12 protein-coding genes are annotated in these 15,275 nt (G+C 65.5%); 6 read left to right on the forward strand and 6 right to left on the reverse strand.

Translation table 11 applies throughout. From position 1 onward, the window contains the following. Positions 1-15 precede the first annotated feature (15 nt). Positions 16-378 carry a hypothetical protein gene (locus ARADN35_RS0102415; RefSeq protein WP_010458595.1) on the forward strand — a complete coding sequence of 121 codons (363 nt, stop codon included), beginning with the start codon at positions 16-18 and terminating at the stop codon, positions 376-378. A 54-nt stretch (positions 379-432) separates the two neighbouring features. On the opposite strand, the gene ARADN35_RS0102420 is transcribed toward ARADN35_RS0102415, so the two are convergent. Both ARADN35_RS0102420 and ARADN35_RS0102425 read right to left on the reverse strand, forming a co-directional pair. After that, entirely contained in the window at positions 433-2,475 is a 2,043-nt protein-coding gene (locus ARADN35_RS0102420) for a methyl-accepting chemotaxis protein (protein ID WP_035197965.1), read from the reverse strand. Between the two features lie 140 nt (positions 2,476-2,615). Then, a complete protein-coding gene (locus tag ARADN35_RS0102425) occupies positions 2,616-3,533 on the reverse strand; it encodes a pseudouridine synthase (RefSeq protein ID WP_010458598.1) in 918 nt (305 codons plus the stop codon). Between the two features lie 203 nt (positions 3,534-3,736). Here ARADN35_RS0102425 and ARADN35_RS0102430 point away from each other — a divergent pair, with 203 nt between their 5' ends. Together ARADN35_RS0102430 and ARADN35_RS0102435 are read left to right on the forward strand one after the other, a co-directional pair. Beyond that, complete coding sequence (locus tag ARADN35_RS0102430; protein ID WP_167539783.1) at positions 3,737-6,004, forward strand: AsmA family protein; 2,268 nt, start codon at positions 3,737-3,739, stop codon at positions 6,002-6,004. A gap of 43 nt (positions 6,005-6,047) precedes the next feature. Further along, positions 6,048-6,563: a M23 family metallopeptidase gene (locus tag ARADN35_RS0102435; protein WP_010458603.1), complete on the forward strand. Its 516-nt coding sequence runs from the start codon at positions 6,048-6,050 to the stop codon at positions 6,561-6,563. A gap of 99 nt (positions 6,564-6,662) precedes the next feature. Here the strand turns inward: ARADN35_RS0102435 and ARADN35_RS0102440 are convergent, their stop codons facing one another. The 3 genes from ARADN35_RS0102440 to imuA are packed head-to-tail and all read right to left on the reverse strand — an operon-like array spanning position 6,663 to position 12,409. Beyond that, positions 6,663-10,019, reverse strand: a complete 3,357-nt coding sequence (locus ARADN35_RS0102440; protein ID WP_081474549.1) for an error-prone DNA polymerase — start codon at positions 10,017-10,019, stop codon at positions 6,663-6,665. 16 nt (positions 10,020-10,035) lie between these two features. Beyond that, on the reverse strand, positions 10,036-11,583 hold the full coding sequence (locus ARADN35_RS0102445; protein ID WP_010458607.1) for a DNA polymerase Y subunit UmuC family protein: 1,548 nt from the start codon (positions 11,581-11,583) through the stop codon (positions 10,036-10,038). Continuing rightward, positions 11,546-12,409, reverse strand: a complete 864-nt coding sequence (gene imuA, locus ARADN35_RS0102450) for a translesion DNA synthesis-associated protein ImuA (protein ID WP_029412988.1) — start codon at positions 12,407-12,409, stop codon at positions 11,546-11,548. The genes ARADN35_RS0102445 and imuA overlap by 38 nt, the downstream gene beginning before the upstream one ends. Before the next feature lie 191 nt (positions 12,410-12,600). On the opposite strand from imuA, the gene ARADN35_RS0102455 reads away from it, so the two are divergent. Next, positions 12,601-13,206 (forward strand): IPTL-CTERM sorting domain-containing protein, encoded by a 606-nt coding sequence (locus ARADN35_RS0102455; protein ID WP_010458610.1) that lies wholly within the window; start codon positions 12,601-12,603, stop codon positions 13,204-13,206. A 9-nt stretch (positions 13,207-13,215) separates the two neighbouring features. Here the strand turns inward: ARADN35_RS0102455 and ARADN35_RS0102460 are convergent, their stop codons facing one another. Beyond that, positions 13,216-14,526, reverse strand: a complete 1,311-nt coding sequence (locus ARADN35_RS0102460; protein WP_029412990.1) for an HD-GYP domain-containing protein — start codon at positions 14,524-14,526, stop codon at positions 13,216-13,218. On the opposite strand from ARADN35_RS0102460, the gene ARADN35_RS0102465 reads away from it, so the two are divergent. Together ARADN35_RS0102465 and ARADN35_RS0102470 are read left to right on the forward strand one after the other, a co-directional pair. Further along, a complete protein-coding gene (locus tag ARADN35_RS0102465) occupies positions 14,525-14,722 on the forward strand; it encodes a hypothetical protein (protein ID WP_010458615.1) in 198 nt (65 codons plus the stop codon). The genes ARADN35_RS0102460 and ARADN35_RS0102465 overlap by 2 nt on opposite strands. A gap of 279 nt (positions 14,723-15,001) precedes the next feature. Next, the coding region (locus ARADN35_RS0102470) for a hypothetical protein (protein ID WP_010458617.1) at positions 15,002-15,275 on the forward strand (274 nt) is incomplete at its 3' end.

Genomic DNA, 15,275 nt, shown 5'->3' on the forward strand with positions numbered 1-15,275 from the left:
AGAAGGAAAGACCCCATGCAACTGAGCGACGACCGCACGCAGGCCACCCTGGCAATCAACAAAACGCTCACAGCGCCGGAGATCGAAAATCTGATTCGTGAGCTGGCCATGTTGCGCTCGCAGATGACGCCCGAAGTCACCCCGGCTCCCCAAGACAGCAGTGGGAGCGGAGTCCCGGTGATGTCGCAGGACAACCCGGCTCTCGCCATCCAGTACCCGCTGGAGGATGCCCATGTCACCGTGTACCTGCGCAGCATTGGCTTGGGCTGGACCGCCTGGCGGCTGCACCCCGATACCCAGCGGGCGCTGGCCGAATTCTTCAATTCGCGGCTTCCGAAAAGCGCTCCTGCAAAGGGCAAGCCCATTCCGTTTCGCTGATCCTGCCGTGGCAAAGCCGCCCGCAGCCCGCGGGCGTTTTGCCTTCTAGGCCATTCAGCCGGAAATTGCCCGGTTGCGGGAGGCCCCACCCGCCAGGGCTGGCAAACCGGTGCTGGCACCAGCCCCCCCCAGGTTGAACTGCGCAATCGCAGACACCATCTGGTGCGCCTGCGTCTGCAGGCTGCTGGCCGCAGCGGCCATTTCTTCCACCAACGCGGCATTCTGCTGCGTGGTCTGGTCCAGTTGCGTCACCGCTTCTCCCACCTGGCCCACACCAGCGGTCTGCTCGCTGCTGGCGGCGCTGATTTCGGAAACCATGTCGGCCACGCGCTGGATAGAGCTGACAACCTCCTGCATCGTGGTGCCCGCCTGATCGGCCAGCACCGAGCCCTGTTGCACCATGGCGTTGCTGGCACCGATCAGTTCCTTGATGGCCTTGGCTTCTGCAGCCGTACGCTGGGCCAGGTTGCGCACTTCGGCAGCCACCACGGCAAAACCCCGCCCCTGCTCGCCCGCACGCGCGGCTTCGACTGCCGCATTGAGTGCCAGGATGTTGGTCTGAAAGGCAATGCCATCAATCACACCGATGATGTCGGCAATCTTCTGGCTGCTGGTGTTGATGTTCTGCATGGTGCTGACCACTTTGGACACCACGTCACCGCCCTGGGCGGCCACTCGGCTGGCACCCACGGCGAGCTGGTTGGCCTGGCTGGCGCTGTCGGCGTTGTGGCGGATGGTGGCACCCAGCTGTTCCATGCTGGCCGCCGTTTCCTCCAGCGAGCTAGCCTGGCTTTCGGTGCGGCCCGACAGGTCCTGGTTGCCCTGCGCGATTTCAGTGCTGGCGGCAGACACACTTTCGGCGCTGGTGCGCACGGTGCCCAGGCTATCGACCAAGCGAACGCGAAAGCCCTCCATGGCCTGGGCCAGGCTGCCGATTTCGTCACGGGATTTCAGGGACACGGCGTGCGTGAGGTCGCCCTGCGCCAGGTAACCCAGCGCCGTGCTCAGTTGTTGCACGGGTGCCCCCACCAGACGGCGTGTGGCCACCACGAGCACCACGGCGAGCAATACCAAGGCCACCAACACCCCCAGCCACAACCAGGTCAGCACACTGCGCGCTTCGCCCATCATTTCAGACTGCGGCGCCTCGGCCACGATGGCCCAACTCCAAGGCTTGTAGCGCTGCACCGCCACAAAACGCGTGGCATTGTCGCCATCGCCGCTGCGACGTGGCGACCAGGCCGATTCAAAATCCCCGCTTTGCTCCACGCCCGTCAGCGACGCCAGCCAGGCTTTGGCATCGTCCACTTTCTCATCGATCTTGAGTGCCGCATTGGCTCCCGGCAGCCCGAAAACACTGCCCCGTGCTGGGCCGGAGGAAATGTTGACCGCGTAGACAGCGCCTGTGGCAAATAGTTTTTGCCCCGCCATCACGGTGTTGAGTTTGCCCAGGATGGGGGCGATGTCCGAACCAATGAACAGGATGCCGATGGTCCGATTGCCCTCGCGAATGGGCTCGTACACCGTCATGTACTCACGGCCGAACAGGTTGGCGCGGCCGATGAAGGTTTTGCCTTGGTTCATCAACTCATAGGCAGGGTGCTTGCGGTCGAGCAGGGTCTTGTAGGCACGGTCGCCGTCCTGCTTCTTGAGCGAGGTGGTCACGCGGATGAAGTCGTCGCCCGAACGCGCGAAGATGGTGGCTACCGCGCCCATGCTGTCCTTGGAAAACCGGTCTACCACCTCGAAGTTGCCGTTGACCGAAGCACCCTGAAACGCCAGCGTCGCCTCAGGCTTGCCGTCGGCCCCGGGTACCTCGCTCAGCGAGAAATTGCCCGGAAAGTTGGCCTTGAACAGCGTGAAATCCCGCTTGGCCTGCTCTTGTGCGGTTTCATCGAACATCTGCACCAGCGTGCGCAGCTGGGCCGCGTATTGCTGCGCATCACCACGCGCAAGGTGCCCAAAGTTCTGCCAGAGCAAGGCGCTGACGATGCCCATCGTGATGATGAGCACCAGAAGAAGGCTGAGCAGTGCCGTCAGCGAAAGCTTGAACGCGACCGAGCGATGGGGTGTGGTGGGGTTCACTGTTGTTTTCATTTTTCAGCTCCCAGGCCCTCTGCCCAGAATGGGTAACCAAGTTACCTTATCTGTGTTCAAAACCAAAATTCCACCCAATGCCCTGCCCGCGCAAGGGACTCCCGGAATGGGCGGGCATGCGCCAACAGCGGTGATGTGGCCTAAGCCGGCAAATCGAGCCGCTGCGCGCTCTCAAACGCGCGGGGCTCGCGCGTGACAGGGTCCACGAACTCCAGCGACCGCGCCAAAAGCTGCAGCGGCCGCGAATAATCTCCTTCAGGCGGATCGTTCACGACCGGATAGAACGGGTCGTTGCGCAGCGGCAGCCCCAGGGCCGCCATATGCACGCGCAACTGGTGGCGCTTGCCCGTGACGGGCGACAGGCGATAACGCGCCCAATCGCCTGCGCTGGCCACCTGCAGCACGTGCATCTGCGTGTGGCTGTTGGGTTCGCCAGGTACTTCCTGCATGCGGAAGAACTGCGGGCTTTCCTCCAAACGGCTGAGGTGCTCGCGCGGAAACACAAGGTCTTCGCGCCAGGGCGCAATCGCGTCGTAATGTTTGGTGATCTGGCGGTCGCGGAATAGGGCCTGGTAGGCCCCGCGTGTGCGCTGCTGCACCGACAGCAGCACCAGCCCTGCCGTGTCCCGGTCAATGCGATGCAAGGGCGACAGTTCTGGCAGCCCCAGCTGACGCTTGAGGCGCACCAGCAGTGTGTTGTGCAGATAGCGGCCGGACGGTGTTACCGGCATGAAATGGGGCTTGTCGGCCACCACGAGATGCTCGTCCTGGTACAGCACCGCTTCTGCGAACGGCAATGCGGGTTCAGCAGGCAGGCTGCGGTAGTAATACACCCGCAGGCTGCCTTCAAACGGGCGCCCAGGCGCCACGGGTTCGCCACGTTCGTCCACCACGTCGCCCGCCTCCATGCGTTGCAACCATTCGTCGCGGGTGACCACCGGCAGACGCTGCGCCAGAAAATCCAGCATGCTGCCGTGCCCGTGGGTGGGCAGCACCACGCAGCTGGGCCCCACGCCATCGCGCATGGGCGGGGCGTGGGCATGGCGGGGGTTGTGCATATTGCGCGGATTTTAGGGCGCGCTGGCGCGGGTATCGCCCTGTAGGACAAGGGCGGCAGTTGCGGCTGCACCGCCACATCGCACGCCGATGCGGGCTAGCATGAACCCAAGAGGCCCTGTGCCGCGTGAGCCAACGCTGCACCCACGCATTCCCCGTACAACGAATCGTTCTGCGGAACGCGGCCACAACCCATTCGCCTTTCATGCCATCACCACCTGCCCCGCCTTCTGCCGATCTGCCCAGCGCTGCCGCGACCATCGGCCACACCTTGCCTGCCCCGGGCGTTGGGCAACGTTGTGCACGGTGGGTGCTGATGGCTCTGGGGCTGGTGGCGGTGTTGCTGCTGGTGCTCGGCGCCTTGCTGGCCGTGATCGACTGGAACCGCGCAAAACCCTGGGTCAACGACAAAGTCAGCGAAGCCACGGGCCGGCACTTTGCCATTGAGGGCGACTTGTCGGCAGCGTGGCGCTGGCCCCAACCCCTGGAAGACGGGTGGCACCGATGGATACCCGGCGTGACGGTCAAGGCCGAGCGCCTGGTGATGGATCACCCCGTGGGGTTTGCGCCGCCATTTCAGCGCGCCGATGGTAAAGCGCCTTCCAAGGGCACAGCGGATCTGCCTGATGCTTCCACCATGGCCCGCATTGGCAGCGCCACTGCCACGGTGCGCCTGCTGCCCCTTCTGGGGCGGCACCTGTCGATCGATACCGTAGCACTCATCGACCCCCAGGTGGCGCTGGCCCGCACGGCCGAAGGCACCAACAACTGGACCTTTGAGCGCAAGGACGGCCCCAGGAGCGGGTGGAGCGTTGATGTAGACCAGCTGGTGGTGCACCAGGGCGTGCTGGCCTATGCCGACGCCGTCAAAGACCTGGACCTGAAGGCGCGTATTGACACGACGGGGCCCGTTGCCCCTGCAAGTGCGGTCGCAAGGGCCCCGGCCAGTGCGGCCGATCAGGCTGCAACACCACCTGCAGTCGCCACCACAGAGGCCACACCCTATGGCCTGCGCTTTGAACTGCAAGGCCGCTATGCCCAGGCCCGGATCGAGGGACGGGGACGGGCGGGCCAGGTGATCAGCCTGCGCAACAAGGTGGTGAATTACCCGCTGCAGATCGATGCCAGCGCAGGCAGCGTGGCACTCTCGGCTGAGGGGGTGCTGGCCAACCCCGGGGCGCTCTCGGGGCTGGATTTTCAGGTGTTCCTCAAAGGCGGCAGCATGGCCGACCTGTACGACCTGACCGGGCTGGTGCTGCCCAATACCCCGGCGTTCGAAACACGCGGACGGCTGACCGGCAGCCTGGCGCCCGAACGCGCGGTGTGGGAGTACAGCGATTTTCGCGGCAAGGTGGGCCAGAGTGATCTGCAGGGGTCGCTGAAATACACCTCGGGCAAACCACGCCCCCGGCTCACCGGCACCATGACATCCAACCAGCTGCGCCTGGCAGACCTGGGGCCGACGCTGGGCACCCGCCAGTCCGGCAACACACCACGCAGCCGCAGCCAGGGCGGCAAGGTGCTGCCAGACTCGCAATTTGCGGCTGAGCGTTGGAATGCCATGGACATGGACATCGTGTTCAAGGGCCGCCACATCATCCGCCCCGAGAGCCTGCCGCTGCAGGACTTGAGCACGCGCGCTGTGATGGAGAACGCGCAGCTCAGGCTGGCGCCCCTCACGTTTGGCGTGGCAGACGGCAAGATCGAATCGCAGGTCACCATCGATGGACGCACCGCCCCCCTCAAGGCGCAGATACGCGGCACCGTGCAGGGCTTGCAACTGTCTGCCCTGTTCCCCAAGGTGCAGCTCATGAAGAAAAGCTTGGGCCGGATGGACGGAGCCATCGCCCTGGAGAGCACCGGCAACAGCATGGCCGGGCTGCTGGGCCACGGTACGGGCGAGATGCGCCTGTATGTGCGCGAGGGCACGCTGAGCAAGCAGATGCTGGACCTGGCCGCCCTCAACGTGGGCAGCATCATCGTGGGCAAGCTCTTTGGCGAAAACAAGGAGGTGCACCTGCGCTGCGCGGTGGCGGACTTCACCGTGGTGGACGGCCTGGCCACCACACGCATCGTGAAGATGAGCACCGACGATGCCGTGGTGGAGGCCACGGGCACCATCGACCTGGGGACCGAGGCCCTGGACCTGCGCATCAAGCCCGAGTCATTGCAATGGAAGTTCTTTTCGCTGCGTTCACCCCTGTATGTGAGGGGCACGTTTGGCAACCCGGATGTGGGCGTCGAAGCCGGCCCGCTGCTGCTGCGTGCAGGCGCTGCGGTGGTAGCCGCCGTGGTGGCTCCCGCCGCGCTGGCCCTGGTACCCATCACCGTGCCTGCAGCGGACGACGACACCCATTGCAAGCCGCTGCTGAACCTGGCCCAGCAGCCTGTCAAGCCCGGCGTACAGGGGGCAGCCGGCACGGCCTCGCAGCCCGCGCGGCAGGCCGCCAGCAAGACAGACCCTTCGCGCTGATCGGTATCGGCTGCAACGTTGGGGGCGCGGAATAATCGCGTTCATGAAAATTGCGAAGATTCTGGGCCTCACCCTGCTGGCGGCGCTCGTGGCGGGCCTGCTGCTTCCGGAGCGTATCCAGATCCCTGTGGCCGGGGCATCGGCGAAGGACTGGCACCCCCAGTCCTTCTGGTTCGAGCCCTGGGGCAGCTCGGGTGTGCACAAGGGCATCGACATCTTTGGCCAGGCGGGCACGCCGGTGCTGAGCACCACGGACGGCGTCGTGCTGTTTACAGGGGAGATCGCCAAAGGCGGCAAGGTGGTGCTGGTGCTCGGGCCGCGCTGGCGGCTGCATTACTTTGCACACCTGGACTCGATCCGAACCGGGGCCCTGTCCTTCGTGGCGTCTGGTGAGGCGATTGGCACGCTGGGCGCCAGCGGCAACGCGCAGGGCAAACCGCCACACCTGCACTATTCGATCGTGCGCATGCTGCCCGCACCGTGGAAGGTGGATGGCGCAACGCAGGGCTACAAAAAAGCGTTTTTCATCGACCCCCACGCTTATCTGCGCGAGCGGTAGCCGCTGGAGTCAGGCCTCTGATCTCAACACCTTGTTTCGCAGCGCTTCGCACTCATCACAGACAACCAGCGTAGCCGCTCAGGGGGTTGCCACTTGCCTTCAATGAAAGTCCCGGCTGCCCTGCAGTGCCTGGGCCATGCGCCCAAGCAGCGGGGTGAGGTCCTTGAAACGCTGGGCCACCAGGTGGCGGACCACCGTCGACGCCGGGTTCTCTGAGGGAGGCGATGGGGTGCGACCCGGGGTGGCCTCCCCCCCCTCCGGCACGCTGCACTGCCACATGCCTTCCACCGCCAGCAGCTGTGAGCGCAGCAGCGCATTGCGCCAAGTGTCCACCAGCGCAGGCCACACGATCACGTTGACGGGGCCCGTCTCGTCTTCCAGCGTGACGAACATCGTGCCTTTGGCGGTGCCGGGGCGCTGGCGCACGGTGACGATGCCGCAGGCGCGCACCTTGCGACCGTGGGGCACGGTGTTCAACTGCAGGGCAGTCTGCAGGCGCCAGCGGTCCAGGCGCGGGCGCAGCAGGGCCAGCGGGTGGCGGCGCAGGGTGAGACCGGTGGCGGCGTAGTCGAACAGGATTTCCTCCCCCTCGGGCGCGGCTGGCAAGGCCAGCGGCGCTTCGTGCACGGGCACATCGCGCAGCAGCGCGGGTGCGGTGTGCTGCGCGGCAGCGTCCCACATCTGTTGGCGCCGGTGGCCCGAAAGGCTGACCAAGGCATCGGCAGCGGCCAGGGCCTGCAGGTCTTGCTGGCTCAGGTGGGCACGCAGGGCCAGGTCTTCGGTATTGGCAAAGGCAGGGCCTGCGACGCGGACTTGCACTAGGCGTTTGGCAGCCTCTTCCTGAAGGCTGCCCACCAGCCGCAGGCCGAGGCGCACAGCCGGTTGCGGTAGCAGCGGCGTGGGCAGCCCCTTGGCAGGCCGCAAGTATTCGGCCGGACCTTCCAGCGTGCAATCGTGGTGGCTGAGGGTCACGTCGATGGGCAGCACGCGCACGCCGTGGCGGCGCGCATCCTGCACCAGTTGCGAGGCGGTGTAAAAGCCCATGGGCAGCGAGTTGAGCAACGCGACCAGAAAACACGCGGGCTCGTGGCATTTGAGCCAGCTGCTGGCATAGGCCAGCAAGGCAAAGCTGTGGGCGTGGCTTTCAGGAAAGCCGTATTCGCCGAAGCCCAACATCTGCTGGAAGATGCGGTCGGCGAATTCGGCGGCATAACCATGGGCGACCATGCCGTCTTTCAACGGCTTTTCAAACCGGTGCACGCCCCCTTTGCGCTTCCAGGCCGCCATTGAGCGGCGCAGGTCATCGGCTTGGCCCGGCGTGAAACCGGCGGCATCGATGGAGATCTGCATCACCTGTTCCTGGAAGATAGGCACACCCAGCGTGCGTTCGAGTGCGTTGCGCAGCTCCGGGTACTCCAACGGAAAAGGCTCCGTGCTGCCCGCACTGCGCATCTGCCGCTCGACCTCTCGCGCCTTCAGATAAGGATGCACCATGCCACCCTGGATAGGCCCGGGCCGCACGATGGCCACCTCCACCACCAGATCGTAGAACTTGCGGGGCCGCAGGCGCGGCAGCATGCTCATCTGCGCGCGGCTCTCGATCTGGAACACGCCCACAGTGTCGGCGGCGCAGATCATGTCGTAGGTGGCAGGGTCTTCGGGCGGAATGCCCTTGAGGTCCCAGCGCTCACCGCGCAAGGCATCGCGCAGATCCAGGCAGCGGCGCAAGGCACTGAGCATGCCCAGGGCCAGCACATCGACCTTGAGCAAGCCCATGGTATCCAGGTCGTCCTTGTCCCACTGGATGACGGAACGATCCTCCATGCTCGCCGGCTCCACCGGCACCAGGCGCGTGAGCTTGCCCTGCGTGAGCACAAAACCGCCCACATGCTGGCTCAGGTGGCGCGGAAAGCCCTTGAGGTCTGCTGCCAGCTCCAGCCACAGCGTGGCCGTGTGCCGGTGCAGCGGTGCGCCCAGGCTTTCAGCCAGTTCCTGCAGCCGGTCGGTGGCGAACTGTTCGTCAAACCAGTGGTGGTCCTTGGCAAAGGCATCGACCAAGGCCGGCGCCACACCTAGTGCCTTGCCCACATCGCGCAGGGCACTGCGCGTGCGGTAGGTGGTGACCACCGCAGCGATGGCGGCGCGCTCGCGGCCGTATTTTTCGTAGATGTACTGGATGACCTCCTCGCGCCGGTCGTGCTCGAAGTCCACGTCAATGTCGGGCGGCTCCTTGCGCTCCTTGCTGATGAAGCGCTCGAACAGCAGGTTGGTGTTCTCGGGCGGGACGGCCGTGATGCCCAGCATGTAGCAGACCACCGAATTCGCAGCCGAGCCACGGCCCTGGCACAGGATGTTCTGGCTGCGTGCGTAGCGCACGATGTCATGCACCGTGAGGAAGTACATCTCGTACTGGCAGTGTGCGATCAGATCCAGCTCTTTGCGGATCTGCACCCACACCTTCTCTGGCGCGCCTTGCGGGTATTCGCCCTGCACGCCCACATCCACCAGCCAGGCCAGGGCCTGTGCGGGTGTCATGCCGGCGGGCACCGTCTCCAGCGGGTACTGGTACTTGATTTCATCCAGGCGGAAAGTGCAGCGCCCCGCCACCGTGAGCGTGGCGTCCAGCAACTCGGGCGGGTAGATGCCCGCCAGCCGCACGCGCCGGCGCAGGTGGCGCTCGGCATTGGGCTGCAGCGCAAAACCACATTCGCCCACGCTGCAGCCCAGGCGCACGGCGGTGATCACGTCCTGCAGCGGCTTGCGCGAACGGGCGTGCATGTGCACATCACCCGCTGCCACCAGTGGCAAGCCCAGCGCCGCGCCCGCACGCTGCAGCGTGGCCAGCCACAGGCTGTCGTCCGGGGCCAGGTGCAGCTCGACCACCAGCCAGAGGTGGCCGTCAAAGTATGAGTCAAATTGGCCCCTAGCGCTTGATAGACAAGCGCTAATAGCTATCAAATCAGAAGCATCAAAGCCCTGCCGACATGGGGACAGCAACAATTCGCACCCCTTCAAGGTCCCCCATGGGCTGGCCGTGCCCACGTGGTACTGCCCCTTGGGTGCGGCCGCGCGGGCGGCGGTGATGAACTCGCACAGGTTGCCCCAACCCTCGGCATCCCGCGCCAGCACCACCACCCGCAGATCGCCCCACACAAACTCGCTGCCCACGATGAGGTGCAAGCCGCATTCCAGGGCCGCTTCCCAGGCGCGTACCACGCCTGCCACCGAGCATTCGTCCGTCAGCGCCAGGGCCTGGTAGCCCAGCGCCAGTGCGCGCTCCACGAGTTCTTGGGGGTGCGATGCCCCCCGCTGGAAGCTGAAGTTGGACAGGCAGTGCAGCTCGGCATAGCCCGGCAGTACGGCTGGGGTCGGCCGCGCAGGCGGGGCCGCCGTGGAACGCCCCGCCAAGGCAGTTGCAGAAGATGCGGAAGATGCAGAGGACGGTATCAGCCCCATAAAAGCTCCGCTGGCATCACCCAAACACCCCATGCAGGAACCAGCGATGGGGCCGCACGGCGGCTGGGGGGCCATCAGACCCGGCTGGCTCCGGCGCCAGCCGCTCGCGGAACACCCACACCAGCCCCGCGACGTCGTTGTGCGCCACAAAGTAGTCGCGCAAGGCCAGCGCCCCCCCACCGGGGGCTGGGCCTGCGCCCTCCTCGGCCGCAGACCACCAGCCTGCCTCGAAGCGGTGGGGCCCGGCGAGCAGGCGCAGCAGGCCATGGTGGCAGGGGCGGTTGCCCTGCACGGCCAGCCGCCGGGGCGGGTTCAGCAGCCAGGTGGGCAGCAGCAGGGCATCGGGGGCCGCATCGAGGAGCCTGGCGGAAACGCTGGTGAGGGCATTCCGGGCTGCAGCGTGCTTTGTCACCGCTGCCGTGAGACGCAGCACCTCGGCCGCAGGGCGCCATTGCTGCATGCATTCGGGGCGGTGGTCGGCCTGCAGCACCGGGGCCTGCACATGGTCAGTCCCCAGGCGGGCTGACAAGCGCTCCAGCAGCTGGTGCAAGGCCTCACCCTGAACGCCGGTGGGATCACCACCGCCAAGATCATCGGGCGGCAGCAGGCTCGCGCTGCGGTGTGGAAGTGGTGCCGCCTCCAGCAGGCGCAGCGTGATCTGGTTGGCTGGCGCGGCCAGCGTGGTGCGTGCCAGGTTCTCAGACAGCAGGCGCCTCAGGTGCCTCATGTCCTGCGTGGCCTGGGCCGTGCGAACCTGCAGCGCTTGCGTGGGGGCGATGGCCACGCCATCGATGCGCCGCAGGTCGTGGCGCCAGGCCAGTTCCAGGCCCAGCACGCCCTGCTGCCGCGCTTGCAGCCAGCCTTGCAGGGCGCAAAGGCAGCGGCTGGTACTCCAGAGCAAGGCATCGGCCGACTCTGCCAGCGCAGGCAGCTCGCCCGTCAGCACAAACTGCTCAGGCAGCTCCACCCAGGCGTGGGCCTCGGGGGCATCCCCCAGGGCCTGGTCCAGCACCCCAAGCACCGCCGCACCAAAACGCCGCGACACCCCGGCGCGCGGCAGCGCCCGCAGTGCCCCCCAGGTGCGGCAGCCCATGCGCTCCAGGCTGGCCACATGCGGGCGCACGGCCGTCAGCGTGTGCAGGGGCAGGCCCAGCGGCCCCTGCGCAGGAAGCGCATGCCCCGCCAAGGCCATCCGCAGCCGGGCGTGCGCCACCAGGGCTGTGGGGCCACTGCCCCAAGCCACCGGCGCGCCAGGCGATTGGGCGCCCGCCACCAACCCTGCTCCTGCAGGCCCACGTTCGACTGCGCCCTGGGTAGCTGTGGGGTCCATGCCCCTGGCAGATGCCTCGACCCAGGCCTGCAGCACCTGGGCCAGCAGCACCTCGCGCCCACCCCACAGCCGCTCGGTGGAGGACACCTCCAGCAGCACGGCCTCTGCATCCACCAGTGCCACACGCGGGGTAAAGCGCAAAGCCCACCAGCCTGCCGCGGCAGCTTGCACCGACGCCCCGGGCGGCAGTGAAGACTCATCGCACCAGGGCCATGGCAGCGCGATCCAGTGCATGCCCCCTCCCCTCTGGCCTTATACCCAGCTCCCCCAGCGCCCCCAGCGGTGGGCGCATGGCTAACACCTCGGGGGCCTTGGCTGCGGCGAAAGTGCTGGCCACCACCTGCGCTGAGCGTCGGCGCTCGGCCTGGGCTACCAGCACCTGGGCCAACCGGGAATGGCAACCCGGTAGATCCAGCCCCTGCGCCAGGGGCGGCCCCCGGCGCTTGAGGATGTGCACCTGCATACCGGGGAATGTGGATACACCGCCCGGCATGGCCATCCCCAGCACCTGCAGCCGCAGCAAGGCTGGTGAGGCCTGGTGCGCAGCACTGGCAGGGCGAAACACCCACAGCAGTTGCCGTTGCTGTGCTGCTGCCAGTTGCAGCCTGCGCAGGGCTGCGGGCTGCACCTGCGGCAGCCAGGCCATCACGGCCAGCACCTCCCGGCAGCGCAGCGCTTGTTCTGCCGCCCACAGCGCAGCCGCAGCATCAGCCCGCACCACACACAGCCGGTCGGCCGCCAGCCCCTGGGCCTGCAGCGCGGGTCCAAAAGGCTCACAAGGCGGCGCGACCACCACCACCGCACCCGAGCGCCGGGCCGTGGCCTGCACCAGGGCGGGCAGCACCAGCTGCCATTCGTGCAGGCCCGCCACGGGCTGCAGCACCTCGTTCAGCGCCCCGACCGGCCAGCCCCCGCCAGGCAACTGCGCATCCAGAGGACCATAGCCCGTGGACTGCGCCGACTGCTGGCCCGCACCCAATGCGTCCGCATGCCAGACACCGGGCACGGCGAATGGCAGATCGGACGCGACAACCCGCAGGGAGTGGCGTGGCGCAGACATGGTGAAGACAAAGAGGAGAACGATTTGAATACTGTAAATATAACCAGTATTTTGAAGCCACGGGGTGCCTGGCGAGGAAGACTTTGGGGTGAGAGGCTTTGCACACCGGGGCATCCCTGGCCATATAAATCTGGGCCAATGCACGCCACGCTCCCTACAATGGGCCGGACAAAAAAGAGAGGGTCCGTTGAATGAAAAAAATCCAATCGGCAGCAGTCGCCCTGTTGCTGCTCCTGTCCGGCAACACGTTCGCAGCCTATACGCTCTACTTTTTTGAAAGCGGTGGCAATGTGGTCGCCAGTGGCAACGGGAGCATGAATCTGGGGGCCCTCTCGCCTGCGGGCAGCGGACCTCTGTTCCCCGGAGTCATTGCCTCGGCTGGGTTGATCTTCACCGGCACGGCAGGTACCGTGGACGCCTACCTGGGGATATCCGGCCCGCCAGCGTTCGGAGGCGGAGGCCCTGTCGGGGCGGATGCAGGATCTGGCAACATGGTGGGCCTGGACAGCACAGGACCCGGGTTTGTCTTCGCCCCGACAGGCTACGTCTCGGGCTCTGCGCTGACGTCCTCGGCCACCTGGACTGCGACCTCACTCGCCAGTCTGGGACTCACACCTGGCACCTATCTCTGGACCTGGGGCACGGGCCCGACAGCGGATTCATTCACGGTCCACATCGGCATCGCGCCGCCCGCATCCATTCCCACGCTCTCTGAATGGGGGCTACTGATTCTGGTGGTGCTCATGGCAGGCTGGGCAACGCGCCATCGGTTCTCGCTGCGAAGCCGGGTGGGCTGACCACCCTTTTCAAAGCTTCCGAACGGCCCAATCACACCAATCCGCCACAGCCGCATCCGCAGGCGTGGCGCGGTCTGCCAGCTGTGGCCAGCGGCGATGGCTGGCATTCAGAATACTTTGCAGTTGCCACAGCGCCTCGCGCCCCACCAGCGCCACTTCGGCCATGCCGATGGCATCACCCTGCAACTGGGCCATGAGCTCGCCCTGCTGCCGGGGATGTGAGCCGGCCTCCAGCAAGGCCTTTTGCAGAGCCAACAGCCGCGCGTCGAGGAATACAAAGGCGCTTCCCGGCAGTGCCTTGGCGCTGGTTTCGGGGGGCAGTGCGACCTTGAGCTGGTCCCAGCATTCAAAAGCTTCGGCCAGCAGGTCGATCTGGCGCGAGGCGTCGTTGCCCAGCGGCATGAGGGCGGACTCCCGGGCGACCTCTTCCTGCAGCAGGGGCAGGATGTGCGCCACCAGGGCCGCAGGGAACTTGCGGTGGTTCAGCCGCAGCACCAGCGACAGGCGCTGCGCGGGCATGTCTTCGTATTTTTCGTAGAACGCAGCCACCACCTCGGCCAGCAGCAAGATACGTCCCAGGGCGGAGATGTCGGCACCTGCCAGGCCACGCGGGTAGCCGCTTCCATCCATGCGCTCGTGATGCTCCAGCACAGCGACCTCAACGGCCTTCGGGTAGACCTGGGTATCGCGAATCATGAGCATGGCGGTGATGGGGTGTGCCACCAGATGCTTGCGCTGTGCACCAACCACCTTGTGGTCGGGATCGATCCAGGCCGGGTCCATGTGCAGCACACCCAGGTCGTGCAGCAAGGCCGCAGCGGCGAGGTTGGCGCAATCACGCTCCACCAGCCCGCTCTTGATGCCCAGAAACACGGCCACGGCCATCATCTGGAGGCTGTGCTGAAAAAGCTCGGGCCGCTGGTCGCGCATCACGGTGAGCTTGCAGGCCATGGATGAAGGCAAGGGCAGCGAACGCAGCGGTGCCAGCAGCCGGGCTGCAGAACCCAACGCTTCTGCCAGCAGATTGAACAGCACTTCCTGCTCGCTCATGGCCTGCCCTGCCGCCAGCAAAGCGGGTACGTCTACGGGATTCTCGATGGACAGATGGCGGTCAATGGGCTCGCGCAGCTTGTGCTGCACCAGGCGGTCGTACAGGCGGCTGTCAATGCGTGCGCCTTTTTCGACCAGCTTGATGCCGTTGTCGGTGTAAATGGCTGCGTCAGCGACCACGGTGCGCTGGTCGGCCATATCGGTCAACGCACGCAAGTAGTGAGGGCTGTCCGCAACGTCGATGCCCGCGGGCACAAGAGGATCTGTCATGCAGGAAACACAAAAGCTTACCTTGGACTATATGACGTTCCCCTTCGAAGCACCCACGAAAAATGCCGGGCACGCATGCAGCCTTGAGCCATATCAAGACCTCGGCAACAGCCCGCTGATCACCCAGGCCAAGGACTCAAAGATCAGGCATCTACCTGTGCTGGTCATTTCCAAAACGATTGAGCACTATTTCTGATAAACGCCCCATTCATCGGATGCAAAAGATGCCCCAGGCCCCGTTTTGCCATTTTTATTTGGGTAAACCCTCAAGATCTCCGAGAAGATTGTTTCCAATACTGGAACAGTTAGTTTGCGACCCGGTGGTTTTTCTTCCGCTTCCACCCGCGTACAGTTCAACCCATCGATGAGCCGAACCCGCAAGGCGACTCACCGAACCCGGTTTGAAGCAGCTTTCCTCTCTCGCTCTTTGTTCCGGTTTTTTTGAGACGCTTTTTTAACTTCAAGGATTTTCATCATGAACAACACCGCACGTTTCCTCTCCATCGCCGCTGTGGCCGCTTTCGCTTCTTTCGGTGCCCAGGCCGACGAAGCCGATGCTTCGCAGTTCGCCACCAAGTTCGACACGAACCGCACCCGCGCTGAAGTGGCTGCTGAAGCCGCTACCGTGGCACAGACCCGCTCCATCGAGCCTGCTGGTTCGCGTGTGGTGACCTACAAGTCCACCGCTGACCGCGCTGCTGTGCGCAGCCAGGCTGCGGATGCTGTGCGCACCGGCCAGATCCCTTCGG

It is taken from the genome of Acidovorax radicis N35, assembly GCF_000204195.1.
Lineage (GTDB): Bacteria > Pseudomonadota > Gammaproteobacteria > Burkholderiales > Burkholderiaceae_C > Acidovorax > Acidovorax radicis.

Excerpts from the sequence above, each read along its gene's own strand:
- ARADN35_RS0102415 (WP_010458595.1), top strand. The coding sequence starts at position 16 with ATGCAACTGAGCGACGACCGCACGCAGGCCACCCTGGCAATCAACAAA.
- ARADN35_RS0102420 (WP_035197965.1), bottom strand. The coding sequence starts at position 2,475 with ATGAAAACAACAGTGAACCCCACCACACCCCATCGCTCGGTCGCGTTC.
- ARADN35_RS0102425 (WP_010458598.1), bottom strand. The coding sequence starts at position 3,533 with ATGCACAACCCCCGCCATGCCCACGCCCCGCCCATGCGCGATGGCGTG.
- ARADN35_RS0102430 (WP_167539783.1), top strand. The coding sequence starts at position 3,737 with ATGCCATCACCACCTGCCCCGCCTTCTGCCGATCTGCCCAGCGCTGCC.
- ARADN35_RS0102435 (WP_010458603.1), top strand. The coding sequence starts at position 6,048 with ATGAAAATTGCGAAGATTCTGGGCCTCACCCTGCTGGCGGCGCTCGTG.
- ARADN35_RS0102440 (WP_081474549.1), bottom strand. The coding sequence starts at position 10,019 with ATGGGGCTGATACCGTCCTCTGCATCTTCCGCATCTTCTGCAACTGCC.
- ARADN35_RS0102445 (WP_010458607.1), bottom strand. The coding sequence starts at position 11,583 with ATGCACTGGATCGCGCTGCCATGGCCCTGGTGCGATGAGTCTTCACTG.
- imuA (WP_029412988.1), bottom strand. The coding sequence starts at position 12,409 with ATGTCTGCGCCACGCCACTCCCTGCGGGTTGTCGCGTCCGATCTGCCA.
- ARADN35_RS0102455 (WP_010458610.1), top strand. The coding sequence starts at position 12,601 with ATGAAAAAAATCCAATCGGCAGCAGTCGCCCTGTTGCTGCTCCTGTCC.
- ARADN35_RS0102465 (WP_010458615.1), top strand. The coding sequence starts at position 14,525 with ATGCAGGAAACACAAAAGCTTACCTTGGACTATATGACGTTCCCCTTC.
- ARADN35_RS0102460 (WP_029412990.1), bottom strand. The coding sequence starts at position 14,526 with ATGACAGATCCTCTTGTGCCCGCGGGCATCGACGTTGCGGACAGCCCT.